The 24,880-nt window shown below is 63.4% G+C and carries 21 protein-coding genes; 12 read left to right on the top strand and 9 right to left on the bottom strand.

Annotated features, from left to right (window positions below; translation table 11 throughout):
• Positions 1 to 237 precede the first annotated feature (237 nt).
• Positions 238 to 516, top strand: coding sequence for a hypothetical protein (locus ABID59_RS03985; RefSeq protein WP_354082495.1), 279 nt, complete (start codon positions 238 to 240; stop codon positions 514 to 516).
• Positions 517 to 1,502: 986 nt separating this feature from the next.
• Here the strand turns inward: ABID59_RS03985 and ABID59_RS03980 are convergent.
• The 4 genes from ABID59_RS03980 to ABID59_RS03965 all read right to left on the bottom strand — a co-directional run bounded on the left by ABID59_RS03980 (position 1,503) and on the right by ABID59_RS03965 (position 6,387).
• Complete coding sequence (locus ABID59_RS03980) at positions 1,503 to 1,859, bottom strand: Mth938-like domain-containing protein (protein ID WP_148753209.1); 357 nt, start codon at positions 1,857 to 1,859, stop codon at positions 1,503 to 1,505.
• Positions 1,860 to 1,983: 124 nt separating this feature from the next.
• Positions 1,984 to 3,171, bottom strand: a complete 1,188-nt coding sequence (locus ABID59_RS03975; protein WP_148753210.1) for a 6-phosphofructokinase — start codon at positions 3,169 to 3,171, stop codon at positions 1,984 to 1,986.
• Positions 3,172 to 3,220: 49 nt separating this feature from the next.
• On the bottom strand, positions 3,221 to 4,366 hold the full coding sequence (locus ABID59_RS03970; protein WP_148753211.1) for a fructose-1,6-bisphosphatase: 1,146 nt from the start codon (positions 4,364 to 4,366) through the stop codon (positions 3,221 to 3,223).
• 446 nt (positions 4,367 to 4,812) lie between these two features.
• Positions 4,813 to 6,387, bottom strand: a complete 1,575-nt coding sequence (locus ABID59_RS03965) for a S53 family peptidase (protein ID WP_354082494.1) — start codon at positions 6,385 to 6,387, stop codon at positions 4,813 to 4,815.
• A gap of 467 nt (positions 6,388 to 6,854) precedes the next feature.
• Between ABID59_RS03965 and ABID59_RS03960 the strand changes: the two genes are divergently transcribed.
• Positions 6,855 to 6,995 (top strand): hypothetical protein, encoded by a 141-nt coding sequence (locus tag ABID59_RS03960; protein WP_187435070.1) that lies wholly within the window; start codon positions 6,855 to 6,857, stop codon positions 6,993 to 6,995.
• Positions 6,996 to 7,015: 20 nt separating this feature from the next.
• Here the strand turns inward: ABID59_RS03960 and hydA are convergent, their stop codons facing one another.
• Positions 7,016 to 8,470, bottom strand: a complete 1,455-nt coding sequence (gene hydA / locus ABID59_RS03955) for a dihydropyrimidinase (RefSeq protein ID WP_354082493.1) — start codon at positions 8,468 to 8,470, stop codon at positions 7,016 to 7,018.
• Positions 8,471 to 8,759: 289 nt separating this feature from the next.
• Here hydA and ABID59_RS03950 point away from each other — a divergent pair, with 289 nt between their 5' ends.
• The 4 genes from ABID59_RS03950 (at position 8,760) to ABID59_RS03935 (ending at position 11,647) form a co-directional block, all read left to right on the top strand.
• Positions 8,760 to 9,821: an amidohydrolase family protein gene (locus ABID59_RS03950; RefSeq protein ID WP_354082492.1), complete on the top strand. Its 1,062-nt coding sequence runs from the start codon at positions 8,760 to 8,762 to the stop codon at positions 9,819 to 9,821.
• A 14-nt stretch (positions 9,822 to 9,835) separates the two neighbouring features.
• Positions 9,836 to 10,948, top strand: a complete 1,113-nt coding sequence (locus ABID59_RS03945) for an amidohydrolase family protein (protein WP_354082491.1) — start codon at positions 9,836 to 9,838, stop codon at positions 10,946 to 10,948.
• A 5-nt stretch (positions 10,949 to 10,953) separates the two neighbouring features.
• Positions 10,954 to 11,367, top strand: a complete 414-nt coding sequence (locus ABID59_RS03940) for a Rieske (2Fe-2S) protein (RefSeq protein ID WP_148753216.1) — start codon at positions 10,954 to 10,956, stop codon at positions 11,365 to 11,367.
• Positions 11,368 to 11,440: 73 nt separating this feature from the next.
• A complete protein-coding gene (locus ABID59_RS03935) occupies positions 11,441 to 11,647 on the top strand; it encodes a hypothetical protein (RefSeq protein ID WP_148753217.1) in 207 nt (68 codons plus the stop codon).
• 5 nt (positions 11,648 to 11,652) lie between these two features.
• On the opposite strand, the gene ABID59_RS03930 is transcribed toward ABID59_RS03935, so the two are convergent.
• Complete coding sequence (locus ABID59_RS03930; protein ID WP_354082490.1) at positions 11,653 to 13,212, bottom strand: flavin monoamine oxidase family protein; 1,560 nt, start codon at positions 13,210 to 13,212, stop codon at positions 11,653 to 11,655.
• Positions 13,213 to 13,378: 166 nt separating this feature from the next.
• Here ABID59_RS03930 and ABID59_RS03925 point away from each other — a divergent pair, with 166 nt between their 5' ends.
• The gene (locus ABID59_RS03925; RefSeq protein WP_354082489.1) at positions 13,379 to 15,076 is read left to right on the top strand and encodes a S53 family peptidase; all 1,698 of its coding nucleotides are present in this window, start codon (positions 13,379 to 13,381) and stop codon (positions 15,074 to 15,076) included.
• Between the two features lie 9 nt (positions 15,077 to 15,085).
• Here ABID59_RS03925 and ABID59_RS03920 read toward each other — a convergent pair whose 3' ends face one another.
• Entirely contained in the window at positions 15,086 to 15,931 is an 846-nt protein-coding gene (locus ABID59_RS03920) for an SDR family NAD(P)-dependent oxidoreductase (RefSeq protein ID WP_354082488.1), read from the bottom strand.
• A 192-nt stretch (positions 15,932 to 16,123) separates the two neighbouring features.
• Here ABID59_RS03920 and ABID59_RS03915 point away from each other — a divergent pair, with 192 nt between their 5' ends.
• The 3 genes from ABID59_RS03915 to ABID59_RS03905 all read left to right on the top strand — a co-directional run bounded on the left by ABID59_RS03915 (position 16,124) and on the right by ABID59_RS03905 (position 19,618).
• Positions 16,124 to 17,620 carry an aldehyde dehydrogenase family protein gene (locus tag ABID59_RS03915; protein WP_148753220.1) on the top strand — a complete coding sequence of 499 codons (1,497 nt, stop codon included), beginning with the start codon at positions 16,124 to 16,126 and terminating at the stop codon, positions 17,618 to 17,620.
• Between the two features lie 120 nt (positions 17,621 to 17,740).
• Entirely contained in the window at positions 17,741 to 18,868 is a 1,128-nt protein-coding gene (locus tag ABID59_RS03910; RefSeq protein ID WP_354082487.1) for an alkene reductase, read from the top strand.
• A 243-nt stretch (positions 18,869 to 19,111) separates the two neighbouring features.
• Positions 19,112 to 19,618 (top strand): GFA family protein, encoded by a 507-nt coding sequence (locus tag ABID59_RS03905; RefSeq protein ID WP_354082486.1) that lies wholly within the window; start codon positions 19,112 to 19,114, stop codon positions 19,616 to 19,618.
• Here the strand turns inward: ABID59_RS03905 and ABID59_RS03900 are convergent.
• Complete coding sequence (locus ABID59_RS03900) at positions 19,572 to 19,997, bottom strand: TfoX/Sxy family protein (protein ID WP_187435071.1); 426 nt, start codon at positions 19,995 to 19,997, stop codon at positions 19,572 to 19,574. The two genes, ABID59_RS03905 and ABID59_RS03900, sit on opposite strands and share 47 nt — an antisense overlap.
• 144 nt (positions 19,998 to 20,141) lie before the next feature.
• Between ABID59_RS03900 and ABID59_RS03895 the strand changes: the two genes are divergently transcribed.
• Positions 20,142 to 21,803 (top strand): thiamine pyrophosphate-binding protein, encoded by a 1,662-nt coding sequence (locus ABID59_RS03895; protein ID WP_148753223.1) that lies wholly within the window; start codon positions 20,142 to 20,144, stop codon positions 21,801 to 21,803.
• A gap of 13 nt (positions 21,804 to 21,816) precedes the next feature.
• Here the strand turns inward: ABID59_RS03895 and ABID59_RS03890 are convergent, their stop codons facing one another.
• On the bottom strand, positions 21,817 to 23,196 hold the full coding sequence (locus tag ABID59_RS03890; RefSeq protein ID WP_148753224.1) for an LLM class flavin-dependent oxidoreductase: 1,380 nt from the start codon (positions 23,194 to 23,196) through the stop codon (positions 21,817 to 21,819).
• A gap of 240 nt (positions 23,197 to 23,436) precedes the next feature.
• Between ABID59_RS03890 and ABID59_RS03885 the strand changes: the two genes are divergently transcribed.
• The gene (locus ABID59_RS03885) at positions 23,437 to 24,837 is read left to right on the top strand and encodes a M20 family metallopeptidase (protein ID WP_354082485.1); all 1,401 of its coding nucleotides are present in this window, start codon (positions 23,437 to 23,439) and stop codon (positions 24,835 to 24,837) included.
• Positions 24,838 to 24,880: the final 43 nt, after the last annotated feature.

The following is a 24,880-nucleotide window of genomic DNA, read 5'->3' as shown; positions in this document are numbered from 1 at the left end:
TCTTAGTCCCGGGAGAGTTGAACGCGACGAGGTCACTTGTTGAATAAGAACGTGTACTCATGAGGGCACGGACGGAAGGCCGCTTCCGAGAGCGCAGCGGACCAATTGTGCTCGAATTGAATTCTTCGGCCTTTGACCCGAAACAGAGGTTTCCTGATGCAACGCCGAAAATGTTAGGAGATGCTGAATACGCTCTCAGAGCAACTCGGGCGACCCGGCACTTGATAGGGCAAAGTTATGACCGAAACCGAAAAGAAGCTTCTGATCGCGCTCGTAGCCATGGTTCACCAACATCAGTACGAGTACGAGGATGACGTTGACACTCTCGCGGAGAGCGCCGGACAACTTGCAATTCAGGCACTCGCGGACTTTGGACTGATGGAAATTGTGGACACCCGCTTTGGGCGCTGGACGGAAGCGGGTAAGAAGTTCTCCGAAGAAATCGGGTATGTGAAGCACAAGACAGCCTATCCAGGTTCGATCAGATTGACCGGAAGGTCTGAGCCAGAAAAATGAAAGCCCGATGTCCGGTTGTGGCCCAACGCTTCCGTTGACGCCGTACAGCTACACGTCGGTTCATTGGGGCAGACCTGAACTTGGTAGCCGAGCGCCAAGCCGACGCTTTTGACCCGTTGCAGACTTCCGCCGGAAACGATGTGATTTGAACTATGTTCTTTAATCAGAGCGAAAGGGTGCCTACGTTGTTGTCGTAGTAGCCCACTATCGAGGCGCGCGAGTTATGCCGAAATGGCTTGTCGTAATCGTTGGCCTTGTCACCGCCGCGGCCTGCATTCCTGAAGTGCGCAACCGGGTGATATATTCGCTTAAGAGGCACCCTGCGCTCGTCGGTCCCGCTTTGACGTTGCTGGCAATAGCGGCAGTCTTGTATCTATTTATCGATCCTATCTCGGTCCTGTTTGTCGCGGTGATTGCACTCGTCGCCGGTCTGGCTGCACTCTTTGACCCAAAGACATACTCCCGAAGGCCACCAGCTTAGATCAGGTGAGGAGAACCTACCGATTATGAGCGAAAATCTTGATATATCTGAGCGATGTGCTCAGATTTCTCGGACAGCGGATGACACGACGCTCCGGTCGATATTTGCCCGGATGTCTCAGCTGTATCGTCAGTTGCATGAGGAAGAGGAGAAGCTTGCTGACTGGAAGAGGCAGCAAGACCCTTCGTCAACATTAGAATTCATTTTTAAGAAGCCGTGAGATCTGTCCGGATGTGAGGTCTCCTTGTGGCCCAAATGCGAAGTGCCGACCGCACCGAGCAATGTCTGAGTTCGGAGCCGAAGCGGAAAACATCTGCTCGCGCAGAGTTCTTCGCATCTTGACCCAAAGCCGACTCCCGTGTCCCGCGTGATCCCGTCAGTGGTCAGGATCTCTTGCGGACCTGGACGATGGTGGGCTTCCGCCACCGGTCATCACGTACGACCGTGCGGCGAATCGATCTTCTCAGTGCGCTCTCGGGCTTCATGCGCCGCAGCCGGCCCGGTTTCAGCAGGTAATGTGAAAAAGGCCGATCTTCTTTGCGCGCGAGTCGTTGAACGTATGAATCGCCTTGGGGGTCGGCTCCAGCAGGACCTTGCAACCCTTTCTCGCAAAATACGTCTCAGCTTCCGGCGATAGGTGCACATTGCCCATCTGGCCCGAGCCAAGAATCAGCTGCTCGCATCCGTCCTCATAGAGGAACTTCGCTTCGTCTTTCGAGAGGACATGCGAGGTGCCGTAGTACTTCTTCGACAGTTTTTTCTTCCGCCTTGCCACTTCACCGGAGAGACGAATGATCACGTCGTGTTCATAGGTCTTTCCGTCAATCGTGATGGTGCCGAATGTCGTGCGTTCGATCTCCATGGCCTGACTCCTTCATGATCTCGGCACGAGGTCCTGACTCCGCGTCGGCAGACCCATCTGGCCGGGCAGCACTTCCGAGGCTGCCCCATACGAGACGTTCTTGGGGTTGCCACCTGCCACCCCCCTATGACGCGCGGTTGAGAAAGATCGGCAGCCCCCGCTTGTTGGCGTAGATGGGGCGGTAGCGCTCCGTGTTGTACGTGCTGGCGACGTCCAATTTGCGGGGGCCGAGCTTGGCGTCAGGGATGGGCACCAGGTCGTAGCGGCCCTCTACCAGCGCCGACATAAGGCCGGTCTTGCCTTCCAGGATGGCATCGTATGCCATGTTACCGAAAGTCAGGGCCACAAGCTTGTCGATAAAGTCCGGATCGCCCGATCGCAGGTCGTAGGTGAGATCAGAGACGATGGTCTCCTCGCCGGCGCGCAGCTTGATCTCGTCGGCAAGCACTTCGGCCACGCTCGTCCTCTTTCGGTGACCGTAGGCGTCAGGCTCGCCGTATTCCTGCAGCCTGAAGCCCTCCCACTCGGCACCTTCGCTGAGAACGATCAGCGCGTAGTTGCTTGGGTTCGCACGCTTCTCCTCGATGAGCAGTTGGATCAGTTTGTCGAGGTTGACCTTGTACTCCGGTATGACGCACCGTATCGAGGTCACGTACGCGGTGTAGAGAGCTGTAAATCCGGCATCGCGACCAAAGATGCGGAAAATGCCAATTCGCTCGTGTGAGCCGACAGTGGTGCGCTGCCGCTGGATTGCATCGCTGGCGCGGGTGATCGCGGTCGAGAAGCCGATGCAGTATTCGGTGTTGCGGACGTCGTTATCCATCGTCTTCGGGATGGCGATAATCTTGACGCCGAGCCCGTTGAGCTTGTCCGCATAGCTGAGTGTGTCGTCGCCGCCGATGGCGATGAGGTGCTCGATGCCCAGCCTGGAGAGGTTCGCCAATACCTGGCCGGTGAGATCCCAAGTCTTGGTTGCGATGCCGCTCTTGGTACTCTCCGAGACTGGAAGGTCTTCGCCAGCGAGATGATCGGGCAGTTTCTTCATTTTGGAGGGATTGGTGCGGCTCGAGTGCAGCACGGTGCCGCCGCGTCGGTCGATGATGCGCGTGTTTTCGCGGTTGAGCGGGATAAGGTAGTGCGATTTGCTGGCGGGGGCGTCGAGGTCAAGGTGCGTGAGGGCTTCCCAACCGCGGCGCAGACCGACGACCTCAATGTCGTCCTCGCTGCCGCGATAGGTCACGGTCTTGATGATCGCGTTGAGGCCGGGGACGTCGCCACCGCCAGTGAGAATGCCTATGCGTTTCCTCGCCACACCTACCTCCCAGTATTGGCATGTCAATAGCGCCCGCGTCGCACGTTCTCTACTCGGCCGCTTCCGGTTTGCGCTCCCCGCGCAGCCGAAAACGCTTCAGCAGTGCGGACACGGTGTCGCGGAAGCCGCCATACTCCAGCTCGGAATAGGGCAGCATCGCGGCGCCAGACCAGCCTTGGCTGCGCATCTCGATTGCCTTGCGCTGGGCGCGCCGGCGGACCTCGTCCCACGCCGGGTTGTCGAAGAAATCGGTATAGGACTCCGAAAAACGGCCGTTCTTGTCGATCGAAAAGCCAGCGCAGGAGACAATTGGCAGGCAGTACATGCCTGTCACCGGTGTATTAAGTGGCACCGGCATGAGCGGCATCACGTGCGAGCCGCGCGCATCGCCGCCTACGAAGTGCGCCTTCGCGAACGGCGAGACGATTTCTTCCGGCGCTGGGAAAATCCCTTGGTTCCTGACGATCGCGACCGGATCGTCCTTGCCGGTGTACTTGCCTGCGATCGAGTGAAGACGCTGCGCCGAAACAGCGACGGCAACCTCGTCATACGTTCGGGAAACGATGCGATCGATCCCAAAGCGCTCATTGTCGCGGAGCAGCGCGGCAATGTGGTAGCCGTCCGCGGGCGCGTCGAGTTCGATCACGCTGTCGCCAGCCGTGTGGTCCATGTCGATGACATGAAAACGGAAACCCTTGATCATCGGAGGCAGCATCAGCCCGGCGCAGTACATGGGATCGGCAAAGGTGAGGTAGAGCGGCAGGTTGTAGGCGCCGGGGCCGCACTTGTCGGCGGCGAACACCATGAAGGACTCCGCGGGCCTCGAACCCGAGAGGCTGTGTTCGAAGCTGAGCTCCGCGACGCCCGGTCCGGCGCCGCGAACGTTTCCGGAAGGCGCGTCGACCAGAAGATCCTGGCCGGCGCCGTAGAGGCCAGAGTTTTTCGCAACCGCCGTGGCCGCAAGAAACGCCTTCCAGGCGAATTGATGTACCTCAGAGCTCCCCTCGCCCCGTGTGTGCGTCATGATGATCGCAATGTCGTCGCCGGTGTGGCAGATGAAACCGTCGATCAAGAGACCATTGCAGATCGCCTTCGCGACCTCGCCCTCGACAGCCGCCATCATGCGTGTAGACGGTTTCGTGTGCCCGCCGACGGAGCCAACGTCAGCCTTGATGACTGAAAGGGTGAGTCTCATGAGCATTCCCTCCGATCAGCGCAGCTCCGCGCCTCGGCGGTTGCTGCGCCGGGGCGACGGCGCTGCTCACTCGCGGAAAAGAACGTCTGATGTTCCGTTACGTTCCATACTGCCTTTCTTTCTCGAAAAGCTCGGGCTCATTCGGGTAGCCGGCATCATCGATCCACCGCAAATGTCCCGCTAGAAGCGATGCGCCCTCATTGGCTGCGGTGCACGAGTCCGGTGTTGGCCCGCAACGGACCTCCCGGCATCTCTGCTATTGCGCCGCTGTTGGGAGACAACGGGACACCAACGGTGATCTGCGCCGATTGCTTTCGTTTTTCACTCCCATTCTGGCGCCTGCAAGACGCGACCGGCCGCGTCGGACGGACGCGGCCGGGTGTCTCTGTCGGGTGTCCCTGTCTCGCACAGGCGGATGATCGCCCGCCTGTGCAAGCGCGGATCGGCTAGCTGGCCGGGCCGCCCTGAAGCGCTACGAGAAGCTTGCCGCCATCCGGCACGCCCCAGCCGGTGCAGGCGTCCCATCCCGGGCCCGCCTTGTACTGTCCGCCGAGCAGACCGCCGGTGTCATTGTTGCCGACCGTGATGTCGCGCAGCACGCCGGCCGGGCCGAATTTGGAATAGAGCAGGGCGTTGAAATTGCCGGATCGTGCGCCGAGCGCGGCGTTGATCCGTGCGATCAGGCTTGCCCAGAGCGGTGCGGAGGCGCTGGTGCCGCCGACAATGCCGAGCTTGCCGCCCGACATCGTCAGATAGCCCGTTGCCGGATCGGCATTGGCCGCAACGTCCGGAATTGCACGTCCGGCAAAATGCCTGGGATTGATCGACTTCGGCACGATGCCTTTCTGCCAGGCCGGGGCCGGCGTGATGTCGCTGACACCACCGCCGGTGCCGCTTCCCGGTCCGTCATTCCAGACCGCCTCGGTGATCTGCACCTGCTTCCTGGCGTTCGCACGCGCGTGCAAGGTCGTTCCGCCCACCGCGAGGACGTAAGGACTGGTCGCGGGGAAGTTCACGTGCGCCCGGCCGTCCTGCATCTGTGCTTCCGAGCCGTCATCGCCGGTGGACACGCAGAACGTGATGCCGAGATGGGCCGCCGCGAGGAAGCTATGGTTGCAATGGTCGATCGCAGCCGGTGACCAGATCACGCCGCTGTTGTTGAAGGCCTGGTTCTCGTCCCAGCCCCAGCTGATCGAGACGACGGAGGGGTCGTTGACGGAGTCGCTGACGACCTTGGCGAGGCAATCGACCAGACCCTTCTCGTCGAAGGTCGAGAAATAGGTGGCGATCTTGGCGCCGCCGCCGAGCGCGCCGGCGACATCGACGTCCAGCATCACCTCGCCGGTCGATTCCGGGTCGTCGGCCGGATTGGTCGAGACACCGTCGACCGCGATGACGGCGACCTCCGGCGCGGGAACGCCGATCTTGCTGAAATAGGCCGCGACATCGGGGGTCTCCACGCCGCCGCCGAATTCGAGCAGGCCGATGCATTGCTTGCTCGCGTCGATCTGGGGGAATTTGTAGATGGCGCCGAGCTCGGTCGGAACGAACCAGTGCCGCACCGAGCTTGCGAAATCCGGCGCCGCGGCGCGTGCCGAATGGCGCGAGCGCCTGAGCACACGGTGGTTGTTCAACCCGAACACGCCGGTGATGGCATCGCCGACCTCGGTCGGGATGTGCACCGGGCCGGTGCGGGCGTGGAAGGCGCCGAGATGCGGATGCGAATAGTCGAACAGCGTGACGCCGAAGGCGTCGCTGACGTCGTCGACCGTGCCTGCGATTCCGAGCCGTGCGGCGGCGGGCTCGTTGCGGGTCACGACGAGCTTGTGCGCCTTGGCAAAATCCTCGATCGACTTGATGGCCTTGGGATCGGAGCCGTATTGGCTCTCGAGCTTGTCGCGCGTCATGTATTTGCGCGCCTTGGGGAGCTTGTCGTCCAGATCTGACAGATCAGGCAGATCGGCGGATCGCTTGACGCCGAGCGTCAGCTCGATCCAGCGCTGGCCGTTGGTGCGGCGCATCGCCCTCGAGCCTGTCGGCAGTTGATGGACAGAGTTGGGAAGTTCGACCATGTGGGGTGTTGCACTAGGGGACATAGTATTTCCTCCTTGTACGGGGTTGGCGCGCTGGAAAGCTGGAATTGCGATGGTGGGTGCTGTTTGTCCGAAACTGTTCAGGTGTTCGAAAATCAATTGTGGTGTGCCGGCAAGAAAATTGCCGATACGTCAGTGAACCAAACCTAAAATAGAAAAATGCCTGCAATGCATCCTAACAGCGGGGTGCCGCTGCGGCAAAGCCGATCACGCCGCGCGCCTCTCACAATCGCGTCAAAGCTTTGTCACGCGCGGCTGCGCCTCATGCCGAGGCCGGCGTTCTACTGTGCATGGGGTTGTTTTCGCGTTTTTGTGTCCCTCGCATTTCCGTGATGGAACCTAATGGCGGCTGACGCGACTTATCCATGACGCGGGACGTAACATGCGAGGCCGTCATGGCAGAGAAGCATACCGCCGACCCGGCAGAGATCATGCGAGCAACCGGTCATCCTGAGCTGGAATATGCCGCGGGCTGGACCATCGCCGGTCTCATCACCATCGGCACCATCGTCGCCGCCTGGGTATTCGCGATCTAGGCATCGCGTGTGTGGCGCAGCTACGGCGTCACCGCACCGCGTGCGACCGCGCGCGGGGCGGTCAGCTCCTTCCACGTGGAATTCGCCACATGCACGGGTGAGAACGCCGGACGCTCGACATAGTGCCCGTCACCGGCTTCGGCGCGGAGATCGCCATCCTTCCACACGATACGACCGCGCGAGAGCGTCGCGGCGGGCCCGCCGGTGCAGGCAAAGCCTTCGAACACATTGTAGTCGATCCGGCTCATCTGCCGCTTCGCGCTGATGGTCTTCGTCGCCTTGGGATCCCACACCACGATGTCGGCGTCTGAGCCGACGGCGACCGCGCCCTTGCGCGGATAGATGTTGAGGATGCGGGCGATATTCGCCGAGGTCACCGCGACGAATTCCTCCTTGGTCAGCCGCCCCGTGGCGACGCCCGCGGTCCATAGCAACGCGAGGCGATCTTCCAGGCCGCCGGTGCCGTTCGGGATCTTTCTGAAATCGCCGAGACCAAAGCGCTTCTGCTCGGTAGTAAAGGCGCAATGGTCGGTTGCGACCACCTGCAGCGAGCCGGACTGCAGGCCGGCCCAAAGGCTGTCCTGGTGCGACTTGTCGCGGAATGGCGGCGACATCACGCGTTGCGCGGAATGATCCCAATCCTTGTTTTGATATTCACGCTCATCGAGGAGCAGGTGCTGGATCAGCGGCTCGCCATAGACGCGTTTTCCCGCGGCCCGCGCTCGCGCGATCGCCTCATGCGCCTCGCGGCAGCTCGTGTGCACGATATAGACCGGCGTGCCGGTCATATCAGCGATCATGATGGCGCGGTTGGTGGCTTCGCCCTCGACCTCCGGCGGTCGCGAATAGGCGTGGCCCTCGGGGCCGGTGACGCCACGCGCGATCAGCGCCTCCTGCATCAGGGCAACGACGTCACCATTCTCCGCGTGCACGACCGGCATCGCGCCGAGATGGGCGCAGCGCGCGAACGAGTTGTAGAGCTCATCGTCGTTCACCATCAACGCGCCCTTGTAGGCCATGAAGTGCTTGAAGGTGTTGATGCCGTAGGTTTTGACCACGGTTGCCATCTCGTCATGGATCTGCTTCGACCATGACGTCACCGCCATGTGGAAGCCGTAGTCGGTCGCCGCCTTCTCGGATTTGTGGCGCCATTCCTGATAGGCCGCGAGCATCGACTGGCCGGGATCGGGCAGGCAGAAATCCACCACCATGGTGGTGCCGCCGCTCAGCGCCGCTTTGGTGCCGGACTCGAAATCATCCGCGGTAACCGTGCCCATGAACGGCATTTCGAGATGGGTGTGCGGATCGATCCCGCCCGGAATGACATAGGCGCCGCCGGCATCGATGACCTCCGCCCCCGTTGGCGCCGCGATTGCTGCGTCGACCGCGACGATGGTGTCGCCCTCGATCAGCACGTCCGCACGGCGCGAATGATCATGATTGACGACAGTGCCGCCGCGGATGAGGAGGGACATGGGAACTCCGGAAGAGCAAAGAGGACGGTACGCAGCCGAAGCTAAGCGTGTCGGCTGCGATGCGATAGACGAAATTTTAATCAGCCGCCGATCCCGCCACCGAGACCGCGATTGCGCTGGATGCATCGGCCCGACCTGATATCGCGCCTGCGAAATGCAACCGAGCCATGACGGATCGCGCTGGCCTGCGCCCTTGCGCGTCGGCATAGGCCGGCGCACTCTGAGGGGGCGGCGCACAAAGAACGCCACCAATAAGGCGTACGTACAAGATCTTGGCGAGGAAGCATCCATGGCGGTGACGCGGATCGACTGCGACATCCACCCGGCGGTTGGTGGCACGCGCACGACGCTGCTTCCTTATCTCAGTGATCACTGGAAAGAGCAGGTGGTGAGCCGTGCTATCGACGGCCTCGACCTCACCTGCTATCCGCCGAGCATGCCGTTTTCTGGCCGCGCCGACTGGCGGTCGGCCAATGGCACGAAGCCGGGCTCTGATCTGGCGATGGTGCAGAAGGGCGCCTTCGACCAATTGGGCGCGAGCCATGCGATCCTCAACGTGCTCTACGGCGCGCAAGCCGTGTTCGATTCCTACATGGCGGCGGACTTCTGCAAGGCGATCAACGACTGGATTGCCGCCGAATGGCTATCGCGTGACCCGCGCCTGCGCGCCTCTATCGTGGTGCCGATGCAGGCGCCGGATCTCGCCATCGAGGAGATCGAGCGCCGCGCGAGCGACAATCGCTTCGTCTCCATCCTGGTGCTGGCGCAGGGCGAGACGCTGCTGGGGCGACGGCATTTCTGGCCGGTCTACCAGCTCGCCGAAAAGCACAAGCTGCCGCTCGCGATCCATGCCGGCACGCAATATCGGCAGGCGCCAAGCTCGGCTGGCTGGCCGTCGCACCGCTACGAATATTACTTCGTCGAAGCGCAGGCGTTTCAGGCGCAGATTCTGAGCTTGATCTATGAGGGCGTGTTCGGCAAATATCCGGACCTCAAGGTCGTGCTGATGGAATCCGGCGTGAGCTGGCTGCCGGCCTTCATGTGGCGCGCCAACAAGACCTGGCGCGGCGTGCGCGTCGAGGTGCCCTGGGTCGGGCGCGAGCCCGCCGCGATCGTTCGCGACAATTTTCGCGTCACCATGCAGCCGTTCGATGCGCCGGGCGATGCCAAAAGCGTCGAGGAGATCATCGACCAGATCGGCTCCGACAAGATGTTCCTGTTCGCGTCCGACTATCCACACTGGCAGTTCGACGGCGACGATCCGATACCGCCGAACCTGCCGAAGAGCATCATCGCAAAGATGTGCGTCGATAATCCGCTGGAGACATTTCCGCGGTTGTCGATCAACTGATCCTGGAGGTTCGCATGAGTGAAGTCATCGACCGTCCGCTGCGTGACGACGAACAGCCCGCCGCGAGCCGGCTGCGCATCGTCGATTGCGACGTGCACCCGAGCCTGCATTCGCTCGACGACCTCAACGAGTTCTTGCCGAAACGCTGGCAGCGGCATCTGAAGGAATATGGCAGCCATCTGCGCACGCCCTATCTGTTTACGACCCCCTATCCGCGGTCCTCGCCATTGATCGCGCGGCGCGATGCCTGGCCGCCGACCGGAGGGCCGCCCGGCTCCGACCTTGCTTTCATGCAGAAGCAGCATCTCGATCCGCTCGATGTCGAGTTCGGGATCTTGCAGGTGCTCGATCTCTTCATCTTCTCGCAGCAGAACTTGGAATTCGGCGCGGCGATCCAGCGCGCCATCAACGATTGGCAGCTGGCGTTCTGGTCGCACAGGGATCCGCGCCTGAAGGCCTCGATCCTGGTCGGGCAGGACGGCACGGATCTCGCGATCGCCGAGATCGAGCGCTGCGCCAGAAGCGGCGAGTACATCCAGATCAACGTCTCGCCGCGCGCCAACGAGCCGCTCGGCCGCCGCCGCTACTGGCCGATCTATGAGCGCGCGCAGGCGCTGGACCTGCCGCTCGGCATCCATGTCGGCGGCTATGGCGGCCACGCGCCGACAGGCGGCGGCTGGCCGTCTTATTATGTCGAGGAGCACCAGTCCAACGCGCACACCATCGCGGCGCAGCTTGCCAGCCTTGTCATTGAGGGTGTGCTGGAGCGGTTTCCAAAGCTGAAGATCGTCTTCATCGAAGGCGGCTTCGGCTGGATCCCGTCGGCGGTGTGGCGGATGGACCAGCATTTCGAGCGGTTCCGCAGCGAGGTGCCGCATCTCAAGCGCAAGCCGTCGGAATACGTCCGCGAGCACTTCTGGTTCACGACCCAGCCGATCGACGAGCCCGACGAGGCGCGGCATCTGCGTTCGCTGATCGAATGGGTCGGCGTCGATCGCCTCCTGTTCTCGTCGGACTATCCTCACTGGGATTTCGACGATCCGCGCTTCGCCTTCAAGACACCGCTGACGGAAGCCGAGCGGAAGAAGATCTTCAGCACCAATGCGCGTGCGGTCTACAAGTTCTGATCAACATGGCCCGTCACATTGTCGCGCGAACGACCGAGATCCCGCCCGGCGGCAACAAGGTCGTCGACGTCGCGGGCCGCGATATCGTCGTGTTCCATGTCAATGGCGAGTTCTTTGCGCTGCTGAACCGCTGTCCGCATGAAGGCGCACCGCTGGAGAAGGCCGCTTGCGTGGCGCGGCTAACCTCGCCTGAGCCCGGCGTCTATGAGCGCTCTCGGGTCGGGGAGATGCTGCGCTGTCCCTGGCACGGCTGGGAATTCGACATGCGCAACGGCCAGTCCTGGTTCGATCCGAAGCGCGTCAGGATCCGGTCATATCCGGTCGCGGTGGAACGCGGCGACGAATTGCAGAAAGGCCCGTATGTCGCCGAGACGTTTCCGGTGCATGTCGAGGATAGTTATGTGATTGTCGAGGTCTGAGCCGGCATTGCCGATTGAGATTCCACCGCAGGTGCGATATGGCTCTCGCGCTTTCTAAAGGCGGAGACGAGCTTTGTCGAAACAATCCCTGCGTGAGGAGGCCGAGCGCCTGATCCGCGAGTCGATGGAAAAGAAGACCATCGTCGTCAAGCACGGCACGACCCGCATCGAGGCCGTCTGCGGCAAGTGCGGCGCGCCGAACCGGGTTCAGGCGGAAAAAGGCCAGAGCCGCGTCAAGTTCGCCTGCAAGAATTGCGGGCACCAGCAAGAGACGCTGTAAAGCGCTCAGGCCGACCGGCGCCGGCCGGCGCGTTTGGTCGCCCTCAGGATCGCCGACCCTGCCTTCAGGCCGGACTGCAACGCGCCCTCCATGTAGCCGTAATAGGCAAAGCAGGTGTGCTCGCCGGCAAAATACATCCGCTTGTGAAATGCGCTGTTGAGCAGCGGCCCGGCGCGCGTGACTTCGCCGGGCGCGGGACAGGAATAGCCGGCACCGGTCCAGGGATCGGCGGGCCACGCAATGAAGTCCGGCGGCTGGGACAGATTGTCTTCATAGCCGCGATAGACCTGGCCGATCCGCGACGCATAAAAGGCATCGACGGCGGTCTTGCCGCCGCGCTCCCATTGTCGAATGGCCTGCTGCGCCGGTTTGCTGCCGGCGAACAGGCTGAGCTCGACCTCGCGGCCGCGCGGCGCGATCTGATTGTCGGTGCCTTCCCATGTGACGCCAAAGCGGCTCGAGGTCGCGGCCGGCGCCAGCCCATGGTCGATCCAGAAACGTCGCTTGACCGGACTGAGGTATTTCACGGCCGTCCCCATCGAGATGTAATGGTCGGGCGTGAGTTGCGGCGTGATCTCGATCTTGGCAAAGCGTCCGCCCGGCCACAGGCTCGGCGGAATCGCAAGCACGACGTAATCGGCGAGATGGGAAGCAGCCCCCTCCGGCGTGATCGTCACGCCCTCCTTGTCGATGTCGATCGCGACGACGGGCGAGGACAGATGGACCACTCCTCCGACCTTCCTGATTTCCTCGGCGAGGTGCTCGGCCAGCGACTGATTGCCCTCCGAGCAGCGTAGCGTCTCGGTCTGGGTGAAGTAGGCGGCCGGGTGTCCCTTGAGTGCGCCGCCATGGACCACCGCGAAATTGGCGAGCAGGCTTTGTCGCTCGACGGGCTGGCCCGCGTCGTTGCTGAACTGCTCCTTCATTGCGAGCCTGGCGAGACGCGAGCTAGGTTCGTCCCGAATCCAGTCCGCCATGGATTGCCGGTCCAGCGCGTCGGCGTCGGACGTGAGCCAGGGCGCATGCTTGTGCACGTGCCGCGCGCGCCTTGCCATCCGCCCGAAGGCCGCCTCCATCTGCTCGAACAGGGTCTTGAGCGCGAACGGGTTCGAGATCTTTCGACCGTCGAGATAGATCGGCATATCGAGATCGAGCGCGTCGAAATTCGAGTCCAGCGTGAACAGCGAGAGTCCCAGCCGGAATTGGCGCGCCAGGGCTAGCCACAGCGGATGATTGTAGCCGATCAGCTCGCCGCCCGCTTCGACCACGCCGCTCGACTTGTTCTTGCTCCAGACACGGCCGCCGACGCGTTCGCGCGCCTCGAAAATCGTCACGTCGCAGCAATGAGCGAGCGTGTAGCCGGCCATCAGGCCGCCGAGTCCCGCTCCGACGATCGTGACACGCGGCCGTCGTACCGCCCGCGCAGGGCGTGGCATGTCGCGGGGAGGTGTGGCCGCCGTGACGACCATTGCGTTGGCGAGGGTCGAGCTGACGAGCTTCTGACGGTCGAAGCCGATGAACTTCCTGCCGTAACGGCGATTGAGCCGTGCGAAAATCGAGCGCATGATCGAAATCCTCGGATTGAAATCAAAAATCGAAAAACAATCTCGGACGGTCGAGGACCGGTCTCAAGCGAGCGGCGAAAGTCGCCGGGCGGGCCTCAGATTTGACGGGTCCGGGGATCGACGATAACCTGCAACCTTTGGTCGTGTCGAGGGCGGGGGCCCGGCTATGGCATCAAAGGCTAAGGCGCGTACCGGCCGCAGGGCGGCCACCAATCGCAAGGCAGCAAAGCGTGACGACAAGACCGGATCGGCAGGCGCGGCAAAGCGCCCTGTCGTTGTCTCCGGCAGCGCGCGCCCACCCACGGCGGGGGCCAGGCGTCTGCGCGACGAGAATCCGCGTCAGCACGTCGAGATCACGCTGACATTGCGTGGACCCAAGTTGCCGGACGCCGACAAACTCGGACGTCGAGCGCTGTCGCGAGCCCGGTTCAGGGCACGGTACAGCGCCTCGAAGAGCGACGCCGACAAGGTGTCACAGGTTCTGCGCAAATTCGGCCTCAAGGTCGAGGATGTCTCGCTTGAGACGCGCAGCATGCGCGTGAGCGGGACTGTCGCGCAGATGGAGAAGGCGTTTCAGCCGCGCCTCGGCGTCTATTGGAGCGAGGATCAGGGGCAATTCCGCGATCGGGAGGACGACTACAAGATTCCCGCTTCGCTGAAGAAGATCGTCACTGCGTTGATCGGATTCGGCCAGCGGCGTGTCATGTGGCGGAGCAGGGCGAGGATCGGTGCCGGCTTGACGCCGCTCAGCCCGTCTTCCCTGGAAGCGCTGTATCATTTTCCGCCCGGGGACGGCGCCGGACAGAAGATCGCAATTGCCGAGTTCGGTGGCGGCTATTTTGCCGGGGACCTCGCACTCCACTGCAAGACATTCGGTCGCAAGAGGCCCAAGGTTGAGATCGTCTCGATCAACTGGCCGGTACGCAACCGCAGGCAAATCGAGCAATTGCCAAAGGACGATCGTCAGGACGCACTCGACGATACCGGCGAAGTGATGATGGACGTCGAGGTGGCTGCAGGCCTGGCTCCCGGTGCCAAGCTGTCCGTCTATTTTGCGACTTTCGATCAGAAAGGCTGGGTCGATTTATTGAACCGCGTCATCAAGGACAGGCCGGTGGCACTGTCGGTGAGCTGGGGGTCTGCAGAGGATTCCAGTGATTGGTCGCCCGCGGCACGTACGGCCATCAACGAGCGGCTCCAGGCGGCTGCCGCGCTGGGCATCACGATCTGCGGCGCCTCGGGCGACGATGGCGCCGGCGACGAGGAGACGGACGGCGCTGCCCATGTGGACTTTCCGAGCTGCAGCCCGTTCGTTCTCGCGGTCGGCGGCACGATGATCATGCGGCTCGGCGGTGAGGTCACGGAGCAAGTGTGGTGGGAGACGCCGGGGCGGCGCATGAAAGCAGGAGGAGGGGCAACGGGTGGAGGCGTCAGTGAGGTATTTCGTCGTCCTGCGTGGCAGCGCGGAATCGATATTGCTTCCCTGAACGGCTCCGGTCATTGGGGGCGCATCGTGCCTGATATTGCGGCGCTTGCCGGCCCACCCGGCTACGCGATGATCTTCCGCGGCAAGCCGGATTATGGCGGCGGGACCAGCGCGTCTGCGCCGCTCCTGGCTGCGCTCATCGCGCGCGTCAATGCGCTTCTGCCGTCGGAGAAGCGGCAGCGCTTCCTCGCTCCATTGCTCTATCGCAAATCGCCGCTTGGCCGGCCGATAGGAGATCTTGTCTGCTACGACATCACCATCGGCCACAACGCGTCCAAGCCAAAGCCCGGCGTCGGATACGAAGCGCGGCGCGGGTTCGATGCGGTGTCCGGCTGGGGCGCGCCGATCGGCACCGCGCTCCTGCTTGCGCTGAGCTGATCGTCTCGGTTAGCTCCGATCGACGAACTTCTTGAACGCATCCGCGTAATCCGGATGCCAGCGCGACAGCGGCGGCCGGTTCTCGACGATATCGCCGGCGGCCCAGAGCAGGCGCTTCTCGTCGAGCGCGCGCGGCACGTCGTTGTCCGGGCAGAGGATGTAGAAGTCGCCGGCCTCGAGTCGCGCAAGCATGAAATCGACCGTCTGCTCCGGTGTCCACGCGCCGGCCGGCTTTTCGGTGCGGCCCTTGGCGGTGAGCCCGGTGAACACGAAGCCGGGAATCAGCAGATGCGCGGTGACGTGGCAATCCCTGGTGTTGCGCAGCTCATGCTGGAGCGCTTCGGTAAACGCCTTCACGCCGGCCTTGGAGACGTTGTAGGCGGGATCGCCGGGCGGGGTGGTGATGCCCTGCTTGGAGCCGGTGTTGATGATCAGCCCGGCCTTGCCGCGCGCGATCATGTTGGGCGCGAAGATGCGCGCGCCGTTGATGATGCCCCACATGTTGACGCCAATGATGCGCTGCCAATTGTCTGATACGCCGAACAATGTGCTGCCCGGCTGGATGCCGGCATTGTTCATCAGCAGGTCCGTGCCGCCGAAATGCGCGCCCACGGCGCGTTCCAGTTCCGTCACGCTTTCGACCCGGCTGACGTCGACAACTGATGTCATCACATTTGTGGCAGCTGTAACGGATGACAGTTTTGTTGCGGCCTCTGCCAGCCGTCCCTCGTCGACGTCGGCGATGCATACCTTCATGCCGGCGCGCGCAAACGCTGTTGCCGCCGCAAGACCGATGCCGGAGGCACCCCCGGTGATCACGGCGACATTGCCCTTGGCGATGACAGGATGCGGCATGGCTATTCTCCGGGAAGGGGCGTTGCGCTCGGTCGAGCTATAACATGGCGCTCGCGCGACCCTGCACAAGTCGGCATGGCAGGGCTTCGTTCTACGCCGACTTTACGCCCTTCCGGCGCCGCTGTATTCTGTTTGACCTAACGATCCCGCCCAGATCGAACCCAATCAATCACCTACCTAGGGAGTGCAGCCATGGCTGTGTCGCAGGCTATTCCGATCACGCGCCATCCGTTCGCCAACGGGTCCTACAAGCAGATGCTGATCGACGGGAAGTGGGTGGATGCCGCGTCCGGCAAGCGCTTCGAGACCCACAATCCCGCGACTGGGGAACTGCTCGCGACCGTTGCCGAGGGCGACAAGGAAGACATCGACCGTGCGGTCGCCGCCGCCCGCCGTGCCTTCGAGGGTCCCTGGAGCAAGGTCAAGCCGTTCGAGCGGCAGAACCTGCTGCTCAAGCTCGCCGATCTTGTCGAGAAGAATTTCGACGAATTGTCGCAGCTCGACACACTCGACATGGGCGCACCGCTCAGCCGCACCCGCGCCTATCGCCTGCGCGCGGTCGGCATGCTGCGCTACTACGCCGGCCAGACCACCGCGATCCACGGCGAGACCATCGAGAACTCGCTGCCCGGCGAGATCTTCTCCTACACGCTGAAGGAGCCGGTCGGTGTCGTCGGCGCCATCATTCCCTGGAACGGCCCGCTCACCGCGACGCTCTGGAAGATTGGCCCGGCGATCGCGACCGGCTGCACCGTGGTGCTCAAGCCTGCCGAAGAAGCGCCGCTGACCTCGCTGCGCATCGCCGAGCTCGCGATGGAAGCCGGCATTCCACCCGGCGTCGTCAACGTCGTCCCCGGCTATGGCGAGACCGCGGGTGCTGCGCTGGCCTCGCATCACGACGTCGACAAGGTTGCCTTCACCGGCTCGCATGTCACGGGTCAGTCGATCATCCGTGCCTCGGCCGGCAACCTCAAGCGCGTGTCGCTCGAGCTCGGCGGCAAGTCGCCGGACATCGTGTTTGCCGACGCCGACCTCGATGCCGCCGTGCCGGGTGCCGCGATGGCGGTGTTCGCCAACTCCGGCCAGATCTGCAGCGCCGGTACGCGGCTGTTCGTCGAGCAGTCGATCTACGAGGAATTCGTCGGCCGTGTCGCCGAATTCGGCAAGAAGCTGCAGGTCGGCAACGGCCTCGATCCGAACACCCAGATCGGCCCGCTGGTCTCCGAGCAACAGCTTGAGCGCGTCACCGGTTATCTCGACATCGGCCAGAAGGAAGGCGCGCGAGCACTTGCCGGCGGCGGCCGCGTCACCGAAGGTGCGTTGTCGAAGGGCTTTTTCGTCTCGCCGACGGTGTTCGCGGGCGTCCAGGACAACATGCGCATCGCGCAGGAGGAGATCTTTGGTCCGGTCATCTCCGCGATCGCGTTCAAGGACATGGACGAGCTGGTCAAGCGCGCCAACAACACCACGTTCGGACTCGGCTCGGGCCTGTGGACGCGGGACGTCACCAAGGCGCATGCGGTCGCGAAACGCTTGCGCGCCGGCTCGGTGTGGGTCAATTGCTATCAGGCGATGGACCCCGCCGTGCCGTTCGGCGGCTATAAGATGAGCGGCTACGGCCGCGAGTCCGGCAAGCAGCACGTCGAGGAATATCTCAACGTGAAGGCCGTCTGGATCAAGACGGCGTAACATCTGTCCTCTGCCGCGTTCCGCGCTGGGGAATATCTGCTTTTAGAGGGGGCGGCGCCTTTTTCCGGCGGCCGCCCTCGCTATATGATCCGCATCCTTTCAAAGACATCCGGGGCCCACATGAAATTCGAGGCGTTGTTTAGACCGTTGCAGGTCGGTCCGTACAAGCTCGCGCATCGTGTCGCGATGGCGCCGCTGACGCGCATGCGCGCCGAGCGCGAGAGCTTTTCGCCGCGGCCGCTCAATGCCGAATATTACGGCCAGCGCGCCACGCCGGGCGGTCTGCTGATCGCTGAAGCGTCGCCCGTGCTCTCGCACGGCCGCGGCAATCCGGCGACGCCCGGCATCTATTCGGAGGCGCAGATTGCCGGCTGGCGCAAGGTGACGGATGCCGTGCACGCCAAGGGCGGCATCATCTTCCTCCAGCTCTGGCATGTCGGCCGCGTCTCGCATTCGTCCTATCATGGTGGTGCGCTGCCGGTCTCGGCCTCGGCGATCGCGATCAAGGCCGAAGGCATGAAGGCGATGACCGCCGACGGCAAACTCGCCGACTACGAGACGCCGCGCGCGCTGGAGACGGAAGAGGTCAAGGGCATCGTCGAGGCTTTTAGGCAGGCCGCGAAGAACGCGCTCGCCGCCGGTTTCGACGGCGTCGAGATCCACGGCGCCAACGGCTATCTGCTCGAGCAGTTCTTGCAGTCGCGCAGCAACCAGCGCACCGATCAATACGGCGGCCCGATCGAGAACCGCGCACGGCTTCTGATGGACGTCACCCAGGCCGCGATCGAGATCTGGGGCGCCAACCGCGTCGGCGTGCGACTGTCGCCGCACGGCATCGCCAACGATTCCGGCGAGCCCGATCCGATGCCGCTCTACACCCACGTGGTGAAGGCGCTCGACAAGCTCGGCCTTGCCTATCTGCACTTCATCGAGCCGCGCTCCAGTGGCGCGGGCCGTGCCGATGTTCACTGGGAGAACGTGCCGTCAGCCATGGTGCTGTTCCGCCCGCACTACAGCGGCGTGCTGATGACCGCCGGCGGCTTCACCGGCGAGACTGCGAATGCCGCGATTGCCGACGGTCACGCCGACATCATCGCATTCGGCCGCATCTTCATCTCCAACCCCGATCTGCCGCGGCGGCTCGAGCACGACCACCCGATCACCCCGTACAACCGCGCGACCTTCTATGGCGGCGAGGAGAAGGGGTACACGGACTATCCTGTTTATGACGAGCTGGCGCCGGCGTAGACTCTTTCCGTCATTCCGGAGCGATGCGAAGCATCGAACCCGGAATCCATTTCACGTCCTGGCTTGCCGCTCGATGGATTCCGGGCCCGCGCCTTTCGGCGCGTCCCGGAATGACGAGCTTGATTTGTCACGCGATCGCACCACAAACTCCGTCATTGCGAGCGTAGCGAAGCAATCCAGGCTCTTTCCGCAGAGGCAGTCTGGATTGCTTCGCTACGCTCGCAATGACGCCGGGGAGAGACAATGGCCAAAGCCGCAGTCGCCGCAGGAATCGCCACCGGCCAATGCCTTTGCGGCAAGGTCACCTTCGAGATCGACGTCCCCGCGCGCTGGGCCTGGCACGATCACTCTGCCAATAGCCGCCGCGCCCATGGCGCGGCCTACGCCACCTATGTCGGCAGCTGGAAGAAGCGCTTTCGCATCACTTCGGGCAAGACCGCGCTCACCCGCTACGAGGACAAGGCGACCAAGACCGCGCGCAGCTTCTGCGCCCATTGCGGCACGCCGATCGCCTATGAGCGCCCCCGCAGCCCGCACATGGTCAACATTCCCCGTGCGCTGTTCAAGGAGCGCACCGGACGCCAGCCACTCTATCACATCGCCATCGAGGAGCTGCAGGAATGGGCCTATACCGGCGAGCCGCTGGTGCCGCTGAAGGGTTTTCCGGGCGTGGTCTGGCAGCGCTCAAAAAAGAAGAAGCGCGCTAGCGGCGAGGACCCGTTCGAATTGGGGCGCGAGGAGGCGCTTTAGCCTTCGCGTTGGCCGCCGCCGTGCGCGGCGCAGCCTTCCTCGCTGGCGGCTTGGTCGGCATCGTCGCCACGAAATCGAGCGCGCGCTTCACCCAGAGCTTGAGCCTGGCATCGGTTCGCGTGCCCTCATCAGAGACCCGCACGAACCCGGTCATGATGCGCCCGCGCATTTCCATCGGACTCGTGTGTGGCTCCTTCAGCATCCGCGCATGCGCCTCGGGGCCGACGCGAAACAGCATGCCGCCGCGGCCGCTGATGGTGCAGCACATGACGTTGTCCACCATGAAACAAAGCCCGCCCATCATCTTCTTCTCCGCGACGTGGCGTTGGCCCGCCAGCAACCTGCGAACCCGTGCGGCGGTGCCTTCGTCGTAGGCCATGACGGTCCCTCCGGCTTCGACCTATCTTTCCAGCTTCTCCTCGCGCGCGCAAGGCAGCCATGAGCGCGCTTCCTTGCGCGCATCCTCCGACTTCGGTCATCATGCGGCTCCCCCGCGGCAACGCCTGCGAGGCCTGGAGGAAACATGAAGAACAAGATCACCGGCCGTTCCGCCTTTCTCGCGTTGCTCAAGGACGAGGGCATCACGCATCTGTTCGGCAATCCCGGCACCACCGAGTTGCCGATCATGCACGCGCTGAAGGAACATCCCGATCTCACCTATGTGATGGCGATGCAGGAGAGCCTGGTGGTGGCGATCGCGGACGGTTACAGCCGCGCCTCCGGCAAGCTCGTCGCCTGCAACGTCCATGTCGCGCCCGGCCTCGGCAACGCGATGGGCTCGCTCTACAATGCCCGGTTCACGGGCACGCCTATGATTTTGACCGCGGGCCAGCAGGAGCAGGGCCACGGGCTGATGGAGCCGGTGCTCTACGGCCCGCTGGTGCGCATGGCCGAGCCGCTGGTGAAATGGGCGGTCGAGGTGACGCGGCTGGAGGATTTGCCGCGGATCGTGCGCCGTGCCGCCAAGGTCGCGATGACGCCGCCGACCGGGCCGGTGTTCATCTCGCTGCCGGGCGATATCCTAAACAGCGAGGCCGGCATTGATCTCGGCCGCTCCACCCGCATCGACGCGCGCACCAAACCGTCGGATGAGGCGCTCAGGGCTTTTGCTGCACGCCTGCTGAAGGCCGAGCACCCGGTGATCGTCACCATGGACGAGGTCGTCAAGAGCGATGCGTTGAAGGAGACAGCCGAACTTGCCGAACTGCTCGGCGCTGCCGCCTATCAATCCTCGACGCCCTATGGCTCGCACTTCCTTTCGGAGAGCCCAAGCTTCGTCGGTGCGCTGGCCCGCGTGCAGAAGGTCGCGCGCGATATGCTCGCGCCCTACGATCTCCTGGTCGCGCTCGGCGGCGATCCCCTGCGGATGTCGGTCTATAGCGAGGTCGATGCGCTGCCTGACGGACTCGGCATTGTGCAAGTCGGTCTCGCCGATTGGGAGATCGCCAAGAACTACGGCGCCGAGATAGCACTGAAGGCGGATGTGAAGGAGACGCTGCGCGCGCTGATCCCGGTGCTGAAGGAGATGGGTGGTGCCGCATTGGCGCAACGCGCAAAACAGCGGCTCGCCGAGCTTGCGCCGAAGAACTGGAGCGCGCGCCGCGCTGCGCTGGTCGAGCAGATCGGCAAGAGCGCCAGCCGCACGCCGATTGATCCCGACTATCTCGTACTGCAAATGGTCGAGGCAATGCCCGACCATGCGATCCTGGTCGACGAAGGCCTCACCTCCAGCCGCCAGATCACTGCGCTGCGTCCGCACCGCGATCGCTATGACTATCACGGTCTCGCCTCGGGCGGCATCGGCTGGGGCCTGCCGGCCTCGGTCGGTGCCAGCATCGCCAATCCGGATCGGCCCGTCGTGTGCTTCTCCGGCGACGGCAGCGCGATGTATTCGATCCAGGCGCTGTGGACGGCCGCACATCACAAGCTGCCGCTCAACGTCGTCATCGCCAACAATGGCGGCTATCGCATCATCAAGCAGCGCTTGCTCGCCTTCCATGGCGACGACAATTATGTCGGCATGGACTTTGTCGATCCGCCCGTGGATTTCGCCGGCGTGGCGAAGGCACTCGGCTGCGAGGCGATCAAGCTCAGCGATCCCCGCGAGCTGAAGGCAACGCTGGCATCGGCGTTTGGCCGGCCCGGAACGAAGCTGATCGAGGTAATGGTGGACGGGAAGGTGTAGGGCGACCCCGGGCCTACCCCTTTGTCCCCACCCGATATCCCGCCGCCGGATGCGGCGCGTCGAGCCTCGCGCGGCCGCCGCCGAACAGCTTCTCCCGCAGCGTGCCCTCGGCATATTCCGGCTTGTACCGTCCGCGCCTGGTCAGCTCCGGCACCAGCATGTCGGCGATGTCCTCGAAATCGCCGGGCGAGATCGCAAACGCGACATTGAGGCCGTCGACGTCGGTCTTCTCGAACCAATCCTCGATCTTGTCAGCAACGCTCTCCGGCGTGCCGACCACGACCGGGCCGGCGCCGCCGATGCCGACATGCTCGATGACGTCGCGCACGGTCCAGACGCGGTCGGGGTCGCCGCGGGTGACGTTGTCGAGTGCGCTGCGACCGGCATCGTTTTGAACGTGCCGGACCTGCTGGTCGAGCTCGTAGCCGGAGAAGTCGATGCCGGTCCATCCCGACATCAGCGCGAGCGCGCCTTCGGGATTGATATGCGACCGGTAGTCGGCGTATTTCGCCGCGGCTTCGGCTTCGGTATTGCCGAGGATGATCGTCATCATGTTGAACATGAGGATCTCTGCCGGGTTGCGGCCGAGCGCTGCGGCCTCCTGGCGGATCGCCGAGACGCGCGGTGCAATGATCTTGGCCGAGGGTCCCGACATGAACACGCATTCGGCATGCTTGGCCGCGAACTGCCGCCCGCGCGGCGAGGTGCCGGCCTGGTACAGCACCGGCGTGCGCTGCGGCGACGGCTCGCTGAGGTGAATGGTGTTGTTGATGCGGTAATTCGCACTCTCATGATTAACGCGATGAACTTTTGTGGGATCGGTGAAGATGCCGCGCTTGCGGTCCCGCAGCATCGCGCCGTCCTCCCAGCTTCCTTCCCAGAGCTTGTAGACCACTTCCATATATTCATCGGCGATGTCGTAGCGGTCGTCATGCCCGGCCTGCTTGTCCTTGCCGGCGCCGCGCGCGGCGCTGTCGAGATAGCCGGTGACGACGTTCCAGCCGATCCGACCCTCGGTCAGATGGTCGAGCGTCGACATCCGCCGCGCGAACGGGTAGGGCGGCTCGAACGAGAGATTGCTGGTGACGCCGAATCCCAGGTTCTTGGTGACCGCGGCCATCGCCGAGAGCAGAAGCAGCGGCTCGTTCGACGGCGTCTGCGCTGCATTGCGCAAGGCTGCGTCGGGGCTGTTGCCATAGACATCGTAGACGCCGAGCACGTCGGCCAGGAACAGTCCGTCGAAACGGCCGCGTTCCAGCGTCTTGGCGAGATCGATCCAGTAGGGCAGGCGGTTATATTCGGCGGTGCGGTCACGCGGATGGGTCCACAGGCCCGGTGATTGATGCGCGACGCAATTCATCGCAAAGGCGTTGAGCCTGATCTGCTTGGCCATATGGTCTCCCGGCGCCCTGTACTGAGCGCTCTTCGAATGATAGATGTGCGCCCCAACTTGGCGAAGTTCTTGCATATATCGCGACCTTGGCAAGGCCAAAATCAGCAGCGCTGCCGCCCTTGGCAAGCCAATCTCAAGAGAGCAAGAAGCAAATCCCAAGAGCGATCCAAGCCCCGCCACTTCCGAGCGCCAGTGTAGCCCGCTAAGCTCGCCCGCCTCGAGACCTTGAAAAAGCAAGTCATGACCAGAGCCGACGCCATCGCCCGCGCCCGCGACGATTTCAAATCCGGCGGGTTCCTCGCCGAACTCGATCGTCGCGTCGCCTTCAAGACCGAAAGCCAGAATCCATCGCGCGGCCCCGAGCTGCGCGCCTATCTGGAGCAGGAGATGCAACCGGCTTTTGCCGCGCTCGACTTCACCAGCCGCATCGTCGAATCCCCCAGCGGCAGGGCACCGTTCCTGTTCGCCGAGCATATCGAGAGCACGTCGCTGCCGACCGTGCTGATCTATGGCCATGGCGACGTCGTCGACGGCATGGAGGGCGAGTGGCGCGATGGCCGCGATCCCTGGCGCACGACGGTTGTGGGCACGCGCCTCTACGGCCGCGGCACCGCCGACAACAAGGGCCAGCACAGCATCAACATGGCGGCGCTCCGTGCGGTGCGGGAGGCCCGCGGCGGCAAGCTCGGCTTCAATGCCAAATTCATCGTCGAGATGGGCGAGGAGATCGGCTCGCCCGATCTCGGCAAGGTCTGCGACCTCAACCGCGACGCGCTCAAGGCCGATCTGTTCATGGCCTCCGATGGGCCGCGGCTGTCGGCGGATCGGCCGACGCTGTTCCTGGGCTGCCGTGGCGGCATCCGCATCCATCTCGACGTGAACCTGCGCGACGGCGGCCATCATTCCGGCAATTGGGGTGGCGTGCTTGCCAACCCCGCGACCATCCTGGTCAATGCGATTTCGACGCTGGTCGACGGCCACGGCCGGCTTCAGCTCGACGCGCTGAAGCCCCCGCGGCTCACTAACCAGATCCGCAGCTATCTTGCTGATGTGCAGGTGGTGCCGACCGAGGACGAGCCCGCGCTTGCGGAGAACTGGGGTGAGGACGGTCTATCCGCGGCCGAACGGCTCTATGCCTGGAACACGCTGGAAGTGCTGGCGATGTCGTCGGGCAATGTCGAGAAGCCGGCGAACGCTATTCCCGGCCACGCCAATGCCGTGCTGCAGCTGCGTTTCGTGGTCGGCACAAGGGTTGATGGCCTGATCGACGCCGTCCGCGGCCATCTGGTTGCAAAGGGCTTTCCGATGGTCGAGGTGCGGGCGGCCCAGAGCTTTGCCGCCTCGCGCACCGATTTCGACAGCCCCTGGATCAAATGGGCGGCGGATTCAGTCCAAAACACCACCGGCAAGGTGCCGGCCGTGCTGCCGAACTTCGGCGGCTCGCTGCCGAACGACGTATTTTCCGAGATTCTGGGGCTGCCGACGATCTGGGTCCCGCACTCCTATCCCGGCTGCTCCCAGCATGCGCCCAATGAGCACATCCTGCTGCCATTGACTGAAGAGGCCTTGACGGTGATGGCCGGGCTGTTCTGGGATCTCGGGGAATTGCCAAAGCCGCTGACCCGAGGCCAATTAACCTGAGCCGGCATCCAGCCGAAAGTCACATTCTAATCCGGGCCGAGAT

Source organism: Bradyrhizobium sp. S3.3.6 (genome assembly GCF_040546905.1).
Lineage (GTDB): Bacteria > Pseudomonadota > Alphaproteobacteria > Rhizobiales > Xanthobacteraceae > Bradyrhizobium > Bradyrhizobium cytisi.
This window is presented reverse-complemented; position numbering and strand designations above follow the sequence as displayed.